This window comes from Sodalis sp. RH20, from assembly GCF_047324205.1.
Taxonomy (GTDB): Bacteria; Pseudomonadota; Gammaproteobacteria; order Enterobacterales; family Enterobacteriaceae; genus Acerihabitans.
The window spans coordinates 2131335-2146925 of sequence record NZ_CP178733.1 but is presented as its reverse complement, the minus strand read 5'-3'; the positions used below and the strand labels follow the sequence as shown (position 1 = coordinate 2146925).

The 15591-nt window shown below is 60.6% G+C and carries 13 protein-coding genes; 5 read left to right on the top strand and 8 right to left on the bottom strand.

The genetic code is table 11. The features are described 5' to 3' along the window. Nucleotides 1-95 precede the first annotated feature (95 nt). Nucleotides 96-2402, bottom strand: coding sequence for an FdhF/YdeP family oxidoreductase (locus tag ACL2XM_RS09915; RefSeq protein ID WP_413728460.1), 2307 nt, complete (start codon nucleotides 2400-2402; stop codon nucleotides 96-98). 274 nt (nucleotides 2403-2676) lie between these two features. Between ACL2XM_RS09915 and ACL2XM_RS09910 the strand changes: the two genes are divergently transcribed. Further along, nucleotides 2677-4275 carry a PTS transporter subunit EIIC gene (locus ACL2XM_RS09910; protein ID WP_410015193.1) on the top strand — a complete coding sequence of 533 codons (1599 nt, stop codon included), beginning with the start codon at nucleotides 2677-2679 and terminating at the stop codon, nucleotides 4273-4275. 111 nt (nucleotides 4276-4386) lie between these two features. Next, on the top strand, nucleotides 4387-5289 hold the full coding sequence (locus ACL2XM_RS09905; protein ID WP_410015192.1) for a LysR family transcriptional regulator: 903 nt from the start codon (nucleotides 4387-4389) through the stop codon (nucleotides 5287-5289). A 1102-nt stretch (nucleotides 5290-6391) separates the two neighbouring features. On the opposite strand, the gene fabI is transcribed toward ACL2XM_RS09905, so the two are convergent. The 7 genes from fabI to pspF form a co-directional block, all read right to left on the bottom strand. Continuing rightward, the gene (fabI, locus tag ACL2XM_RS09900) at nucleotides 6392-7180 is read right to left on the bottom strand and encodes an enoyl-ACP reductase FabI (protein ID WP_410015191.1); all 789 of its coding nucleotides are present in this window, start codon (nucleotides 7178-7180) and stop codon (nucleotides 6392-6394) included. Nucleotides 7181-7363: 183 nt separating this feature from the next. After that, complete coding sequence (sapF, locus tag ACL2XM_RS09895) at nucleotides 7364-8176, bottom strand: putrescine export ABC transporter ATP-binding protein SapF (RefSeq protein ID WP_410015190.1); 813 nt, start codon at nucleotides 8174-8176, stop codon at nucleotides 7364-7366. Nucleotides 8177-8178: 2 nt separating this feature from the next. Beyond that, on the bottom strand, nucleotides 8179-9171 hold the full coding sequence (gene sapD / locus ACL2XM_RS09890) for a putrescine export ABC transporter ATP-binding protein SapD (protein ID WP_410015189.1): 993 nt from the start codon (nucleotides 9169-9171) through the stop codon (nucleotides 8179-8181). Next, a complete protein-coding gene (gene sapC, locus ACL2XM_RS09885; protein ID WP_410015188.1) occupies nucleotides 9171-10061 on the bottom strand; it encodes a putrescine export ABC transporter permease SapC in 891 nt (296 codons plus the stop codon). The genes sapD and sapC overlap by 1 nt, the downstream gene beginning before the upstream one ends. After that, nucleotides 10048-11013 (bottom strand): putrescine export ABC transporter permease SapB, encoded by a 966-nt coding sequence (gene sapB, locus ACL2XM_RS09880; protein WP_410015187.1) that lies wholly within the window; start codon nucleotides 11011-11013, stop codon nucleotides 10048-10050. Before sapB ends, sapC begins: the two co-directional genes overlap by 14 nt. Next, entirely contained in the window at nucleotides 11010-12629 is a 1620-nt protein-coding gene (gene sapA, locus ACL2XM_RS09875; protein ID WP_410016552.1) for an ABC transporter substrate-binding protein SapA, read from the bottom strand. Before sapA ends, sapB begins: the two co-directional genes overlap by 4 nt. Before the next feature lie 386 nt (nucleotides 12630-13015). Continuing rightward, entirely contained in the window at nucleotides 13016-14011 is a 996-nt protein-coding gene (gene pspF / locus ACL2XM_RS09870; RefSeq protein ID WP_413732821.1) for a phage shock protein operon transcriptional activator, read from the bottom strand. Between the two features lie 184 nt (nucleotides 14012-14195). Here pspF and pspA point away from each other — a divergent pair, with 184 nt between their 5' ends. From pspA to pspC, 3 genes are read left to right on the top strand one after another with little or no spacing between them, the layout of a single operon-like run. Next, nucleotides 14196-14861, top strand: coding sequence for a phage shock protein PspA (pspA, locus tag ACL2XM_RS09865; RefSeq protein WP_413722801.1), 666 nt, complete (start codon nucleotides 14196-14198; stop codon nucleotides 14859-14861). 33 nt (nucleotides 14862-14894) lie between these two features. After that, entirely contained in the window at nucleotides 14895-15116 is a 222-nt protein-coding gene (gene pspB / locus ACL2XM_RS09860; protein WP_410016551.1) for an envelope stress response membrane protein PspB, read from the top strand. 1 nt (nucleotide 15117) lies between these two features. Beyond that, nucleotides 15118-15477: an envelope stress response membrane protein PspC gene (pspC, locus tag ACL2XM_RS09855; protein ID WP_410015184.1), complete on the top strand. Its 360-nt coding sequence runs from the start codon at nucleotides 15118-15120 to the stop codon at nucleotides 15475-15477. The last annotated feature ends 114 nt before the right edge of the window (nucleotides 15478-15591 follow it).

Here is a 15591-nt window from a genome sequence, read left to right as displayed (position 1 = left end):
GCGAATCGGCCGGCGGCGGCAAGTATAACCACCCGCTTGCCGATGAAAAAAGCCGCCCGCGCGGACGGCGGGCGGGTTGAGCGGCGAAAACGGGATTAAATAATGCGCGCGTCGGCGGCCACCGGGCTGCGTACCAAACGCACCGGCACCGATTTGGAGGTCGGGGTATGGGTGCCGTCGCCAAAGCTTGACAGCGGCACCAGCGGATTGGTTTCGGGATAATAGGCGGCGAGGTTGCCGCGCGGGATATCGTAGCTTATCGCCTTGAATCCGCAGACTTTACGGTCGACGCCGTCGTGCCATAGCGTTTCGATATCCACCCGGTCGCCGTCGGCCAGTCCCAGCGTCGCCAGATCCTCCGGATTGACAAACACCACGTCCCGCTGGCCGTAAACGCCGCGATAACGATCGTCCATACCGTAAATGGTGGTGTTGTACTGGTCGTGCGAACGCAGGGTCTGTAAGGTAAAAGGCGCCGTCCGTGCGCCGATTTGCGGGAACAGCGTGTCCGGCAGTGCGGCGGCGCTGAAATGCGCCTTGCCGTCGGGAGTGTTGAAACGCAGTTCGGCGGCGGCGTTGCCCAGGTAAAAGCCCCCCGGTTGTTCGCAGCGGCGGTTAAAATCGGCAAACCCGGGCAGGGTGGCCTCGATATGATCGCGGATCAGATTATAATCGCCCGCCAGCCGCGGCCAGTCGAGTTTTTCGCCGCCGAGTACCGCGTGGGCGATGCCGGCGACAATGGCGGTTTCCGAGCGCTGCAGCCCGGAGATCGGCGGGTTTACCCCTTCCGAGGCATGCACCATGCTAAAGGAATCTTCCACCGTGACGTACTGGCTGCCGGTGGCCTGCATATCCCGTTCGGTACGGCCCAGGGTCGGCAGGATCAGCGCGTCGGCGCCGGTAATCAGATGGCTGCGGTTGAGTTTGGTGGCGATATGCACCGTCAGGGCGCAGCGCCGGATCGCCTGCTCGGTGCGCGCGGTATCGGGCGCCGCCGCCGCCAGGTTGCCGCCGAGCGCAATCAGCACCCTAATTTCGCCGCGCAGCATGGCTTCCAGCGCCTCGACGGTGCTGTGGCCGGGCGCGCGCGGCGGCGTGAAGTCAAAATGCGCCGCCAGGCTGTCGAGCATGGCGGCGGAGGGCTTTTCATCAATGCCCATGGTGCGGTTGCCCTGCACATTGCTGTGGCCGCGTACCGGGCACAGGCCGGCACCCGGCTTGCCCAACTGGCCGAACAACAGCTGCAGGTTGACGATTTCCCGTACGGTGGCCACCGAATGTTTATGCTGGGTCACGCCCATCGCCCAGGTGCAGATCACCCGTTCGGCCCGGCGGTAGATGTCCGCCGCTTCCCGCAACTGCTGTTCACTCAGGCCGGACTGGCGGGTAATGTGCTCCCACGTGGTGGCGTCCACCGCCGCCAGGTAGGCTTCTACACCCTGGGTATGCGCCTGGATAAAGTCAGCGGCAAACAGCCCCGGCTGGTTGTCCGCCAGGCGCCGGCGATGGGTTTCCAGCAATGCCTTGACCATGCCGCGCACCGCCGCCATATCACCGCCCAGGTTGGGCTGGAAATAGCGCGAGCTGATGCGTCCTGATTTGGGCGTCAGCAGTTCCAACGGGTTTTGCGGGTCGGCAAAGCGTTCCAGGCCGCGTTCGCGCAGGGTATTGAACGTGACGATACTGGCGCCGCGGTCGGCGGCGTGGCGCAGGCTGTGCAGCATGCGCGGATGGTTGGTGCCCGGATTCTGGCCAAAGACAAAAATGGCGTCCGCCTGCTCGAAGTCATTGAGGTGGATGGTGCCCTTGCCGACGCCGATACTGTGTTTCAGGCCGGTGCCGCTGGCCTCGTGGCACATATTGGAGCAGTCGGGAAAATTGTTGGTGCCGAACATGCGGCCGAACAGCTGGTAAAGATAGGAGGCTTCATTACTGGCGCGCCCGGAGGTGTAAAGCTCCAGCTGATTGGGATGGTCCAGTGCGCGCAGATGCTGCGCTATCAGGGCAAACGCGTCTTCCCAGCTTACCGGCGCGTAACGATCGGTCTGGGCATCGTAACGCAGCGGCTGGGTCAGCCGGCCCTGGTATTCGAGGAAATAATCGCTTTGCCGATACAGGGCGCTGACACTGTGTTGGGCAAAAAAAGCCGCGTCCAGCCCTTTGCGCGTGGCTTCCCAACTGACCGCCTTGGCGCCGTTTTCACAAAAACTGAAGGTACTGGTATTGTCGTCGCCCCAGGCGCAGCCGGGACAGTCGAACCCTTTGGATTTATTGACCCGCAACAGGTTACGGATATTTTTAAAGGCTTGTTTACTGTCGAAGACATAACGGGTGGTGGCTTCCAGGGAGCCCCAGCCGCCCGCGGCGCCGGTATAGGGTTTTATCGCAGGTTTAAATTTCATTATGGGTATTCGCAGGTGAATGATACGGGCTGAATGTTAAATAATCTTTAACGCCTTGCTCTTATGAAGTTAAGTTTAAGCGGTTCGGTATGTTGCGTCTAATCGAATGCGGTTATCGCAGCATAGAGCGGAACTATGGCGATCGCGGGGGCGGTCAGGGGGTGGTTATTTGTGATCCCGCTCTAAATTCCGCTCATCGGGCCGCGTTGCGGGCTGACGGCGGCGCAGGTTGACGCATAATTAACCTCTTGATGACACAACGAGATTACCCCGTATGAAAGACCTAGCCAGCCAAATCCACGGATTTGGCAAAGCGTTAATGATGCCGATTTCGGTTATCGCCGCCGCCGGTATTTTCCTCGGGCTGGCGGCGGCAATGCAGAATCCGGCGGTTACCGGCGAGGCGTTCGCCAATCTGCATTATCCGCAACTGGTTATCGGGTTTATCCGCCAGGTGGCGGGCGCCGTGTTCGCCAATCTGCCGCTGTTTTTCGCCGTGGCCAGCGCCATTGGCCTTGCCAAGGCGGAAAAACCCACCGCGGCGTTCGCCGCCGTGATCGGGTTTATCGCCATGCATGTCGGCGTCAGCGCCAGCCTGGCGGCACAGGGCCTGACCGCCGCCACCACAACGGTGCCGGCCTTGACCGCGCACGGCATGGCCCAGAATGCGGCGTTGGTCTATTCCGCCGAATTTATTCCGATGCTGGGTATTTTTACCTATAACATGAGCGTGTTGGGCGGGGTGATCGCCGGGCTTATCACCGTGGCGCTGCATAATCGTTTTTATACCCAGGTATTGCCGACGGCGATCGGTTTTTTCGGCGGCCGCCGGTTTGTACCTATCGTGACGGTGGTGGTGTTGCCGCTGGTGGGGCTCGGCCTGTCGTTTATCTGGCCCACCGTGGGCGCGGGCATTGCCTGGGTCGGCCAGCTGATTGGCAAAAGCGGCCAGTACGGTATGTTCTTATATGGCTTCGGCGAACGCCTGCTGATCCCGACCGGCCTGCATCATATTCTTAACGAGACCGTGCGTTTTACCCCCATCGGCGGCATGACGACGGTGGATAACCAGACCATCGTCGGCGCGCTGAATATCTTTAATACCGCGCTGACCCATCCCGGGCTGCTGAGCGATCAGGTGGTGCGCGACGCCACCCGTTTCCTGGCGCAGGGCAAGATCCCGGTAATGATGTTCGGCCTGCCCGGCGCGGCCCTGGCGATGTATCACTGCGCACGTCCCGAACATAAAAAACGCGTCAAGGCGCTGATGATGGCGGGCATGCTGGCGTCGTTCACCACCGGCATTACCGAACCGCTGGAGTTTTGCTTTATCTTCGTGTCGCCAGTGCTGTACTTGCTGCACGCCGCGCTGAGCGGCCTGTCGTTTATGCTGATGGATATACTGCAGGTGATGATCGGCAACGTGCAGGGCGGCGCCATCGATCTGGTGGTTTTCGGCATTCTGGGCGGGGCGAAAACCCACTGGTGGTATCCGGTGATGCTGGGGGTAATCTACTTTCCTCTTTATTATTATATTTTCCGGCTGGTCATCATCCGCATGCGGGTGGAAACGCCGGGACGCGAGGCCGAGGAAGTGGAGGAACCGGCGCGTAAGGCGGTGAGCGCCGATGAGCGCGCCGGGAATATTATCACCGGCTTGGGCGGCCAGCCGAACATCGCTGACGTCGATTGTTGTTTTACCCGTCTGCGGGTGCGGGTGAAGGATATGCGCCTGGTGATCGACCGCACGCTGATGCTGACCGGCGCCAGCGGCGTGAAGCGCGTCAGCGCTAACGATGTCCAGGTTATTTATGGGCCGCAGGTGGAAAAAATCGCCCAGGACGTCAAGACCTCGCTGGGCGTGAATACCTGAGGGCCGTCCGGTGCTATTGCCGGAGGCGGGCCGCCGGCGCGGCCTGTTCCGGCATGGCATCGGGCGCGATGATGTTATACTGGTTTCCTGCGCCCCCGCCAGTCAGAATCTATGGATATTAAACAGCTTATCTATTTATGTAACCTTGAGCGTGAACGCCATTTCGGCCGCGCCGCCGAGGCCAGTTTTGTCAGCCAGCCCACGCTGTCCGCCCGTCTGAAAAATCTGGAGCGTGAATTGGGCGTGGCCCTGATCCACCGCGGCAACAGTTTTCAGGGCTTTACCGCCGAGGGGGAGCGGGTGCTGACATGGGCGCGGGAAATCGTGTCGGTGTACCAGGGGCTGAAGCTGGACGTGGAGTCTCTTAAGCAGGGGCTGGAGGGGACGTTGCGTATCGGTATCGTGCCGCAGTGCGGTATTCCGCTGGCGCAGCTGCTGTATGATGCGCGTCTGAAGTATCCCGCGCTGGAGTTCCAGGTGACGGTGCTGAGCGCCGATCCGTTGCTGGAGGCGCTGACCAATCATAGCGTGGATATTGGGATCGGTTTTTTTGAACTGGGGCTGCTGGCCGAGCTGCATTATCAGGTGGCCGCCATTGCCGATCGCGGCGTTGAGCTGGTATTCCATCCACGGCATTTTCCGCAGTTGGCCGAGGGGCGTACCCTGACGCTTGCGGAGGTGGCGGCGTTGCCATTGTGTTTGGCCGAGCCGAGTCGTTATTTCCGGCGTTATCTTGACGAGCATTTTCGCGCCGGCGGGCTGCGGCCGCATATCCGGCTGGAGAGCGCGTCGATTTTCCAGTTGTTGCAGGGGGTGTTCGCCGGCTTGGGCTGCGGGATGATGCCGCGCGGGCATTTGTTGCCGGGGATGACGCCTGAGTTGCGTTCGGCCCTGATAAGCCTGCCGGCGATGAAGCGCCAGAGCGCGATTGTGATTACGGAGGCCGGGCGGGCGACGCCGCTGGCGAGGACGTTGTTTGAGTTTGCGCGGGAGTGGCTGGCGCAACGCAATTAGGGCACGGTGGTGGGGGTGTCGCTGGCGGCTTGCGGCCGGGCTTTATGGTAGTCAGGCGAGGATTTCGCTGGCGGCTTGCGGCCGGGCTTTATGGTAGTCAGGTGAGGATTTCGCTTGCCATGCGTTCGGTTGATCTATATATCGCCGGGTGCCGGCAAGCGACAAAAAGGGTGGTGCGCGCCACCCTTTTTGATTTTCCCGCGTCCGGCAGATCGTGCGCCGCTGCGCGGTCCCCGGCAGCGCCGTATCCCGGCTATTGGACCGCCCGGTAGCGCTCCCGGCGCAACCGGGCTTTCGCCGCTCCCGGCGGCTTATCCAGCCGAGATGTGCGCTGCCGGCGCACTCTATGCCGGCACAACACCATCGCCTGTTGGCAAAATAGCGCTTTGAGGTTATATGGGGTATGCACCTACCGGGAAAAAACAGTTCTGATTTTACCCAATCGCCAGGGGCAGAATATTAATTCCCAACGGCTAAATGCCAATATCCAATAGCTAAGAACTAAGAACTAAGAACTAAGAACTAAGAACTAAGAGGTGGGTGCTGAGTGCTATGAGGTGAATATTTATGTCTCACTTGTGGGCCTGATATTTCGCTATGCCAATGGCCTTTCATAATAGTTAACCGTATCTTGACGCCCGATCCGATCCTAAGCAACAGCGCTGCTATCGCTTCTTAATGTGCATTGCCAACAGCGACGCAGGTCCCGGCATAAAGCGCGCTGACGTTGCCTGTGACCCCGGCATGAGCCGCCGGGAGCGGCGAAAGGCCCGGTTGCGCTGGGAGCGCAAACCGGGCCGGTGCATAACGGGGGCATGGGTGACGGAAGGCATCGCGCAGCGACGCGCGACCTGCCGGGCGCGCGGAGGTCAAGGAGGCCGCCGCGAAACGGCCGCCTTGTCGCTTGCCGGCACCCGGCGTTACATATACAGCTCAACGCATGGCAAGCGAAACCCTCGCCGGGGCGACATAAACCTTACAAGCACGCCGCCCGCGAAACCCTCGCCGGGGCGACATAAACCTTACAAGCACGCCGCCCGCGACCCCTCGCACGAGGCGACACAAACCTTACGGCATGCCATGCCATAGAATGGGCCTGGTTTTATTCGGCGTCGAGTTCGCCCATGGCGGCGATGCTGAAACCGCCGTCCACGTGGATCACTTCACCGGTGATGCCTGAGGAGAGATCGGAGCACAGGAACGCGGCGGTATTGCCCACGTCCTCAATGGTGACCACGCGGCGGATCGGCGTGACCGATTCGCAGTGGGCCAGCATTTTCTTGAAGTTTTTAATGCCGGATGCCGCGAGGGTGCGGATGGGGCCGGCGGATATGGCGTTGACGCGGATGCCCTGCGGGCCCATGGCATTGGCCATATAACGGGTGTTGGCTTCCAGGGATGCCTTGGCCAGTCCCATGACGTTGTAGTTGGGAATGGCGCGTTCGGCACCCAGGTAGGTGAGGGTCACCAGCGCGGAATTCGGGTTCAGCATAGGGCGGCAGGCTTTCGCCATGGCGACAAAGCTGTAGGAACTGATATCGTGGGCGATGGCGAAGCCTTCGCGGGTGACGGCGTTGACATAGTCGCCGTCCAGCTGGTCGCCGGGGGCAAAGGCGATGGCGTGCACAAAACCGTCAAAATTTGGCCATACGTTGGCCAGCTCGGCAAACAGCGCCTCGATGCTGGCGTCTTCGGCCACGTCGCAGGGCAGTACGATGCTGGAGCCGAGTTCGGCGGCAAAACCTTCCACCCGCGACTTCAGCTTGTCGTTCTGGTAAGTGAACGCCAGTTCGGCGCCTTCACGGTGCATCGCCTGAGCGATACCGAATGCGATAGAACGGGTGCTGGCCACGCCAGTGACCAGAATGCGCTTACCGGTAAGAAAACCCATAGCATTAATCCTTGTGATCATTATTACATGCGCGCGCCGCGTCTTTATGGCATGACGCCGGCGACGCTGCGTTTCGACGTTGATAAACCGGCGAAGTGTAACATATATCGCCGGGGGAGGTGTAGACCCCGCCGGTGCCAGCGTGACGTGACGCGCCCCGGCGTGCGCAGGCCAGGTGCGCGATCAGGCGATAACCCCGTCGCGCCGCCAGGCGTCGGCGGTCAGCGCTTCGCCGAAATGGCTGGTTATCAGGCGTTTGGTCAGGTCATGGAGCGGCGCGGCCAAAACATCGGCGGTATTGCCGCGTTCCACCACCTCGCCGTTTTGCATCACCATAATCTGGTCGCTGATATGCTTCATCATACCCAGATGCTGGGTAACATAAATATAGGCGATGCCGTGTTTGGCCTGCAGTTCCAGCATCAGGTTGATGATTTGCGAGCGCATCGACATATCAAGCGAAGCCAGGGCCTCGTCCGCCACGATAACCTTAGGCTGCAGGATCAGCGCCCGCGCCAGGCCAACGCGCTGTTTTTGCCCCGGCGCCAGCATATGCGGGTAATAAAACGCGTGATCGGGACGCAGACCAACCTGGCGCAGGGTTTTGTCTATGGCGCGCTCGCGCTCGGACGCGGGAAGATCGGTATTCAGCCGCAGCGGCACGTCAAGCAGTTGCCCGATACGCTGCCGGGGATTGAGGGCGTTGCTGGCGTCCTGGAAAATCATACGGATGCGTTGGCTGCGGTAGCGGTAATCGCCGAAGGTCAGGGGGTGATCGTCGATAAACAGCTCGCCGGCGGTGGGCGCCAGCGTGCCGGCCAGCATTTTGGCAAGCGTCGATTTTCCGGAGCCGTTTTCGCCGATAATCGCCAGCGTCTGGCCCTCGCGCAGGATAAAGCTGATGGGTTTAACCGCCTCGACCTGATGGCGGGTAAAGAGTCCGGTGCGATAGCGGAAGGTTTTAGTCAGGTTGCGCGCTTCCAGCAGGGTTTCCATGCTTATTGCCCCTCCATGTTGAGCGGAAAATGGCAGGCGAACCAATGGTTTTTCACCGGCACCAGGGGCGGCATTTGGATACAGGTTTTCTGGGCGTAGGGACAGCGCGGCCCCAGGCGGCAGCCGATGGGCAGGTTTTCCAGGGACGGTATGCCGCCGGGCAGGGTGTTCAGCCGGCTTTTAGGCGGCATGGAGCGGCCGAAATCGGGGATGGCGCGCATCAGCGCCTGGGTATAGGGATGATGCGGCGCGGCGATCAGCTCCTCGCAGGTGGCGCTTTCCACCGTCTGGCCGCAGTACAGCACGTTGATCCGGTTGGCCCATTTGCTCATCATCTGAATATCATGGCTTATCAGCAGGATGGTGGTGTTGTTATTCTGGTTCAGCCCCGCCAGCAGGCGGAATATCTGCGCCTGGGTGGTGGGCTCCATGGCGTTGGTCGGCTCGTCGGCAATCAGCAGCCTGGGCTGGTTGGCCAGGGCGATGGCGATCATGACCTTCTGGCATTCCCCCTCCGTCAGCTCGTAGGGGTAGCTGCCCATGATATCCTTGTGATCCTTGATGCCGACCCGGTGCAGCAGCTCGATGGCGCGGCGTTTGCGCCAGCCGGGCCGTCGCCACCAGGTGCCTTTATAGGTCCAGCCCGGTACGGCCTGGCTCAGCTGGCGGCCAATGGTTTCCGAGGGGTCGAGGCAGGACTGCGGCTCCTGGAAAATCATCGAGACGTTATGTCCGACCAGCCGCCGGCGCTGGCGCGGCGTCAACTGCAACAGGTCGATATCGTCAAAACGGAACCGGTCCGCCGTGACGCGCCAGTTATCCTTGGTGACGCCGCAGATGGCTTTGGCAATCAGGCTCTTGCCGGAGCCGGACTCGCCCACCAGGCCGCGCACCTCGCCCTCCGTCAGGGTAAAACTCACCCGGTCGACGGCTTTGACCGGCCCTTCGGCGGTCATGAATTCAATGGTTAAATTACGGATATCCAGTAACGGCATTATTCCACCCCCGAGATCATGGCGCGGCGCAGACCGTCGCCCACGATATTGACGATCAGCACGCTGGCCATGATGGCGCCGCCCGGCAGCATCACCGTCCAGGGGGCGACATAGACCAGTTCCAGGGTATCGCCCATCATCGCGCCCCATTCCGGGGAGGGCAGTTGGGCGCCGAGGTCGAGAAATCCCAGCGCGGCGATATCGAGTATCGCCATCGACAGGCAGCGGGTAAATTCAGATACCAGGACGCTGGCGATATTCGGCAGCACCGCGTAGCGCAGGATATGCATCATCGACGCGCCGTCGATGCGCACCGCCAGCACGTACTCCTTGTCCAGTTCGTCATGCACCGCGTCATAGACCGTGCGCACGACGCGCGGCAACAGGGCCAGCCATACCGCCAGCATCGCATGCTCCAGCCTGGGGCCGAGAAACGCCACCACCACGATGGCCAGCAGCAGCGAAGGAATCGACAGCAAGGTGTCCAGCACATGATTGAGCACCGCCGAGCGCAGGCCGCGGGTGATGCCCGCCAGCACGCCGAGCGTGACGCCAAATACCGAGGCGGCGATGGTCACCACCAGCGCCGAGCCGAAGGTGGGCGCGGTGCCGGTCAGCAGACGGCTTAACACGTCGCGCCCCAGGTCATCGGTGCCGAGGAAAAACGACACATCGCCATAACGCGACCAGGACGGCGGCAGCAGTTGGTAGCCGAGAAACTGCTGATCGAGCGCGTAGGGCGCCGCCACCGTACCAAACAGGCATAATAACAGCAGGGCGAGAAACCCATAGAAGCCGATCATCGACAGGGCGTCATGATAAAATATGCGCCAGATATGGCGCAGCGGGCTGGGCATGCGTTTTTCGCGGTAAATATTATCTGAGAGCATACCATTCCTTATGGCGCAGCGGGTTCGCCAGCGCGCCTACCACGTCGGCCAGCACATTGACGCAGATAACCAGCGTCCCCACCACCATCACCCCGGCCGAGATGGCGGCGTAATCCTGCTGGCGGATGGCGTTGACCAGCCAGCGCCCAAGACCCGGCCAGCTGAATACCACCTCGGTTATCATCGCCAGGGTCAGCATGGTGGAAAACTGCAGGCCCAGCTTGGGAATAATCGGCGGCAGCGCGTTATGCAGGACGTGGCGGCGAATAATGGTGAACAGGGTCAGCCCGCGGGTCGCCGCCGCTTTGACATAATTGCTGCCGAACACGTCGGCGGTGCTGACTCGCATCAGCCGGATGACCTCGGTGGTGGGCGCCACCGCCAGGGCGGTGATAGGCAAGACCATGTGCCGCAGGGCGCTGGTCAGCATTTCATGGCGGTAGGGGGAATCGGACAGCCACGCGTCGAGCAGGGCGAAACCGGTGACCGGCCTGACCTGGTAAAGCAGGTCGTAACGCCCGGAAACCGGCAGCCAGCCAAGGTGCAGGGCAAAAAACAGCGTCAGCAGCAGGGCCAGCCAGAACACCGGCATCGACAGACCCAGGAGCGCGAAAACGCTGATGCCCGCATCCTGCCATTTATTACGCGTTACGCCGGCGATAATGCCGAGCGGAATACCCACCATCAGCGCCAGGATAAACGCCAGGATGCACAGCTCAAGCGTCGCCGGGAACACGTCGCGCAGCTGTTCGCCGATGGGCTGGCCGTTAATGCTCGACACGCCGAAATTCCCGTGCAGCAGGCTGTTGAAATAATAGAGATAGGCGTCGGTCAGCGCCGCGCCGCCAAGCGGCGCGTGCGGGGTAAAATAGCTCAGGCTGAAGGCGACCAGCGTCAGCAGGATCAGGGTGATCAGCAGCAGCACCAGCCGGCGCAGGGTAAAGATAATCATGGTTTCTTTTCCTCGTTATCTTCCCGGTATACCCCGGCAAAGGAAGCGTTGCCGAAGGGGCTGAGCACCAGTCCCTTGATATCATAGCGATAAGCCTGCAGGCGCAGTGAAGACGCCAGCGGCAGCACCGGCAGCTCCTGCTCCAGCATTTTCTGCACGTTGCGATAGGTGTCCATCCGTCCCGACAGTTGCTGCGACAGCAGCGCCGCGCGCAGCAAATTATCAAACTGCGGCTGGCACCAGTGCGCGTAGTTGGTTTGGGAGCGAATGGCGGCGCAACTGAGCAGCGGCCGGAAGAAACTGTCCGGATCGTTACTGTCGGTAGACCAGCCGGCCAGGGTCAGGTCATGATTGTTGGCCATCAGCCGCGCTTCCTGGAACCGGCCCTCCACCGGCACGATGGTAAGCGTAATGCCTACCTGCGCCAAATCGGCCTGGATCAGCTCGGCGGTTTTCAGCGGACTGGGGTTATAGGACTGCGAGGCGGTCGGCACCCATAAACTCATCTCCAGGCGCTCTTTGCCCAGGGAGCGCAGGATCGCGCGCGCCTTATCCGGGTCATATTCAGTCACCTTGGCATCGTTGTCGTAAGCCCAGGAGGCGCGGGGCAAAATCGAGGCCGCGGTCTCCGCGGTGCCGTAATAAATCGATTGCATCAGGCGCTGGTTGTTGATGGACAGCGCGATGGCATGGCGCACCCGCGCATCGTCCAGCGGCGGTTTGGCGGTGTTGAACGCCAGGTAGGCGATATTCATCCCCGGGCGCAGCGTCAGGCGCAGGCGCGGATCGTCGCGCAGGATGGTCAGCTGGCTGGCGGCCGGATACGCCAGCACGTCGCATTCGCCGGTTAACAGTTTAGACAACCGGCCGATGCCGCCGGCCCCCAGGTCGATGACCACCTGCGCCATGCGCGGCAGCCCTTTCCAGTAATGGTCGTTGCGTACCAGGCGAATATACTGGCCCGCCCGGTATTCGTTCAGCATAAAAGGACCGGTGCCCACCGGCTGGCGGTCGATTTGCTCCTGGCGGCCGGCTTTGCTCAGCTGTTCGGCGTACTCCTGTGACAGCACCGGGGCGTAGTGGGTGGCGATATGCCACAGGAACGAGGCGTCCGGCGCGTTCAGGCGGAACTCCACCGTATCGTTATCCAGCTTCACCACGCTGTGCACCGAGTCGGGGAACTGCAGGCTGTCGAAGTAGGGATAAGCGCCGCCGTTGATGTCATGATAAGGATGGCGCTGGTCGAACATGCGCGCAAAGCTGAATACCACGTCGTCGGCGTTCAGCACGCGGGTCGGGGTAAACCAGGCGGTATGCTGGAAGGGCACGTTTTTGCGCAGGTGGAAGCGATAGGTGGCGCCGTTATCCAGCACTTCCCAGCTTTGCGCCAGCTCCGGTATCAGCCGGTAGGTGTAGGGGTCCACGGCCAGCAGGCGATCGTAGAGCTGGGCGGAAAGGGTATCCACCGTTAATCCGCTGCTGGCCATCTGGGGATTAAAGGTGTTCAGCAGTCCGTTGACGCAATAAACAAAACCGCTCTGACGTATATCCGGCGGCGCCGCCGCGGCGAACTGGCCGCCCAGCGTCAATAAGAGCGCCCACGGCAGTAACCGCAGGGACACCCTATGCCGGCGCCACGCGCGCCGCCATGCCGGCACAAAACACGCCTGCCAGGAAAACCATTTAATTCGCATATACGACTTACATCTCATGGGGCAATGATCCCAGTTTACCTTACTCTGCCTTGACACCCAATTCATGGCGCGAATATAGCTGACGCAACGGGTTAAAAAGCGCCAAGGCGGCGAAAAGAACCCCAATAATAGTATGGTAATGAGAATAATTATCAACAAAATGCTTTACAGACGATAGTGATAACTATTATCATCGTTTTGCTGTCAACCGACAGGCCTCGTTTGCCGGTTGTCAGCACGACATTGCTCACATTGCTTCCAGTATTATTTTAGCCAGCTTGGGTGCTGGCTTTTTTTTTGCCTGATCGTTACTCCCCGCCGCCCACCCTGATGCCGTGTTTTTTCATCATGCCGCGCAGCTGGTGATAGGTCAGCGCCAGCAGGTCCGCTGCCTGGCGCTGGTTATAACGGGCTTGCGCCAGGGCGCGCTCCACCCATAGTCGCTCCTGCTGATCCAGGGTGCGCTTCAAATCCAGCGGCAGGGACGCCGGTTCGTCCGCCGCCGGGACGGCCGTCTCCGCCGGCGGCGTTACCGACGCAAACGGATCCAGCAGGATGGCGTCCAGCGGCCGTTCGGTGGTGTCATGGCGGTAAATAGATCGCTCGACGACGTTTTTCAGTTCGCGCACATTGCCCGGCCAGCCATAATCCAGCAGGGTGCGGCGCGCACGGGCGGTAAAGCCGGGGAACAGGGGCAGCCCTATTTCCCGGCACATCTGGATGGCGAAATGCTCGGCCATCACCATGATATCCTGCGGCCGTTCGCGCAGCGGGGGCAGCGCCACCACGTCGAACGCCAGCCTGTCCAGCAGATCGGCGCGAAAGCCGCCCGTTTTCGCCAGGCGGGGCAGGTCGGCGTTGGTGGCGCAGACCAGCCGCACATCCACCTGCAGCGGCCGGCTGCCGCCGACGCGTTCCAGCTCGCCGTATTCAATCACCCGCAGCAATTTTTCCTGCACCAGCATGGGCGCGGTGGCCAGTTCATCAAGAAACAGGGTACCGCCGTCGGCGCGTTCAAAACGCCCCTGGTGACGTTTTTGCGCGCCGGTAAACGCCCCGGCTTCATGGCCGAATAATTCCGAATCCAGCAGGTTTTCATTGAGCGCGGCGCAGTTCAGGGAGATAAACGGGCCTTGCCAGCGCGGCGACAGGTAGTGCAGCCGCCGGGCAATCAGCTCTTTGCCGGTGCCCCGTTCGCCTATCACCAGCACCGGCTTGGTCAGGCGCGCCAAGCGGGACACCTGCTCCAGCACCTCGAGGAAATTATTGGATTGCCCCAGCAGATTATCATGGGTCTCGGTCATGGTTAATTTCGCCAATAATTGGTAATAATATTCACTATAACTGACGCATCGGCGCCGTCAATTTTAAAAGTTATTTTAAATCAATAAATTAAATTATCAGCGCTCTTGGCACGGTAATTGTAATGATAGGGTGGTGAAGGATGACGACATCTTTCGGCCATGACTGTTTATAGAGGATCAAGCTATGGGTATTTTTTCTCGTTTTACCGATATTGTGAATGCCAACATCAACGCACTGTTGGATAAAGCGGAAGATCCGGAAAAACTGGTGCGCCTGATGATCCAGGAAATGGAAGACACCCTGGTCGAGGTACGCACCACTTCCGCTCAGGCGCTGGCGGAAAAGAAACAATTGCTGCGGCGCATCGACCAGGCTGAAACCCAGCAGGCCGACTGGCAGGGCAAAGCCGAGCTTGCGCTGGCCAAAGACAAAGAAGATCTGGCGCGCGCCGCGCTGATGGAAAAACAGCGCCTGACGACCATTATCGCCACCCTGCGCCAGGATGTTGCGGTTATCGAGGAAACCCTCGATCGCATGAAACGCGAAATCGGCGAGCTGGAAAATAAGCTCGCGGAAACCCGCGCCCGCCAGAAAACCCTGACCCTGCGCCACCAGGCCGCGGCCTCGTCGCGCGATATCCGCCGCCAGCTGGACAGCGGCAAGATTGATGAGGCCATGGCCCGCTTCGAGCAGTTTGAGCGGCGCATCGATCATATGGAAGCGGAAGCGGAAAGCGTCGGTTTCGGCAAGCAGAAATCGCTGGACCAACAGTTCGCCGAATTGCGGGCGGATGATGAAATCAGCGCCCAGCTGGCGGCGCTGAAGGCCAAAATGAACCAAAGCGAATAATAAAAGCCACTTAAAGGAGCCATCATGGAAGCCGTGTCGATTGTGCTTGCCATTCCGCTGACCATTTTCATCCTGTTCGTGGCGCCGATATGGCTGTGGCTGCATTACAACAGCCGCCGCAGGCAGGGTTCGGCATTGCAGGCGCAGGACAGCCGCCGCCTGGCCGAACTCAACGCACAGGCGGCGCGCATGCAGGCGCGCATCCGGGCGCTGGAAGATATACTGGATGCCGAACACCCCAACTGGAGGCAATGATATGGCTCAACCTTTTAAACAGCCGCTTTACCTCAGGCCGGAAGAAGGCATGTTCAAAGGCGTCTGCGCCGGGGTGGCGCATTATCTGGACGTACCGGTGAAACTGGTGCGCATTATCGTGGTGCTGTCGATGTTCTTCGGCCTGTTTTTGCTGACCCTCGCCGCCTATGCCATCCTGGCCTACTGGCTCGAGCCGGCGCCGGCTGACGAAGCGCCGGCCGGCCGCTCGCGCATGCCGCCGGCCCAGCAGATCGAACTGCTGGAATTGCAGTTGCAGGACAGCGAGCAGCAACTGCGCGAGGTAGAGCGTTACGTCACCTCCGACACCTTCGGCGTGCGCAATCGCTTTCGCCAGCTGTAACGCCTTGCCGGCACTGTATGTCATGCCAAGGCGCGTAAGGGATGGCGTGCCGGGGGATACCGCGATCCTGTTACTCTTTATACTAGGATAAAGCCACTACTTTTATCGCCCGGA

What these genes read in the sequence shown, in the direction of transcription:
- ACL2XM_RS09915 (WP_413728460.1), bottom strand. Translation starts at nt 2,402, where the DNA reads ATGAAATTTAAACCTGCGATAAAACCCTATACCGGCGCCGCGGGCGGC.
- ACL2XM_RS09910 (WP_410015193.1), top strand. Translation starts at nt 2,677, where the DNA reads ATGAAAGACCTAGCCAGCCAAATCCACGGATTTGGCAAAGCGTTAATG.
- ACL2XM_RS09905 (WP_410015192.1), top strand. Translation starts at nt 4,387, where the DNA reads ATGGATATTAAACAGCTTATCTATTTATGTAACCTTGAGCGTGAACGC.
- fabI (WP_410015191.1), bottom strand. Translation starts at nt 7,180, where the DNA reads ATGGGTTTTCTTACCGGTAAGCGCATTCTGGTCACTGGCGTGGCCAGC.
- sapF (WP_410015190.1), bottom strand. Translation starts at nt 8,176, where the DNA reads ATGGAAACCCTGCTGGAAGCGCGCAACCTGACTAAAACCTTCCGCTAT.
- sapD (WP_410015189.1), bottom strand. Translation starts at nt 9,171, where the DNA reads ATGCCGTTACTGGATATCCGTAATTTAACCATTGAATTCATGACCGCC.
- sapC (WP_410015188.1), bottom strand. Translation starts at nt 10,061, where the DNA reads ATGCTCTCAGATAATATTTACCGCGAAAAACGCATGCCCAGCCCGCTG.
- sapB (WP_410015187.1), bottom strand. Translation starts at nt 11,013, where the DNA reads ATGATTATCTTTACCCTGCGCCGGCTGGTGCTGCTGCTGATCACCCTG.
- pspF (WP_413732821.1), bottom strand. Translation starts at nt 14,011, where the DNA reads ATGACCGAGACCCATGATAATCTGCTGGGGCAATCCAATAATTTCCTC.
- pspA (WP_413722801.1), top strand. Translation starts at nt 14,196, where the DNA reads ATGGGTATTTTTTCTCGTTTTACCGATATTGTGAATGCCAACATCAAC.
- pspC (WP_410015184.1), top strand. Translation starts at nt 15,118, where the DNA reads ATGGCTCAACCTTTTAAACAGCCGCTTTACCTCAGGCCGGAAGAAGGC.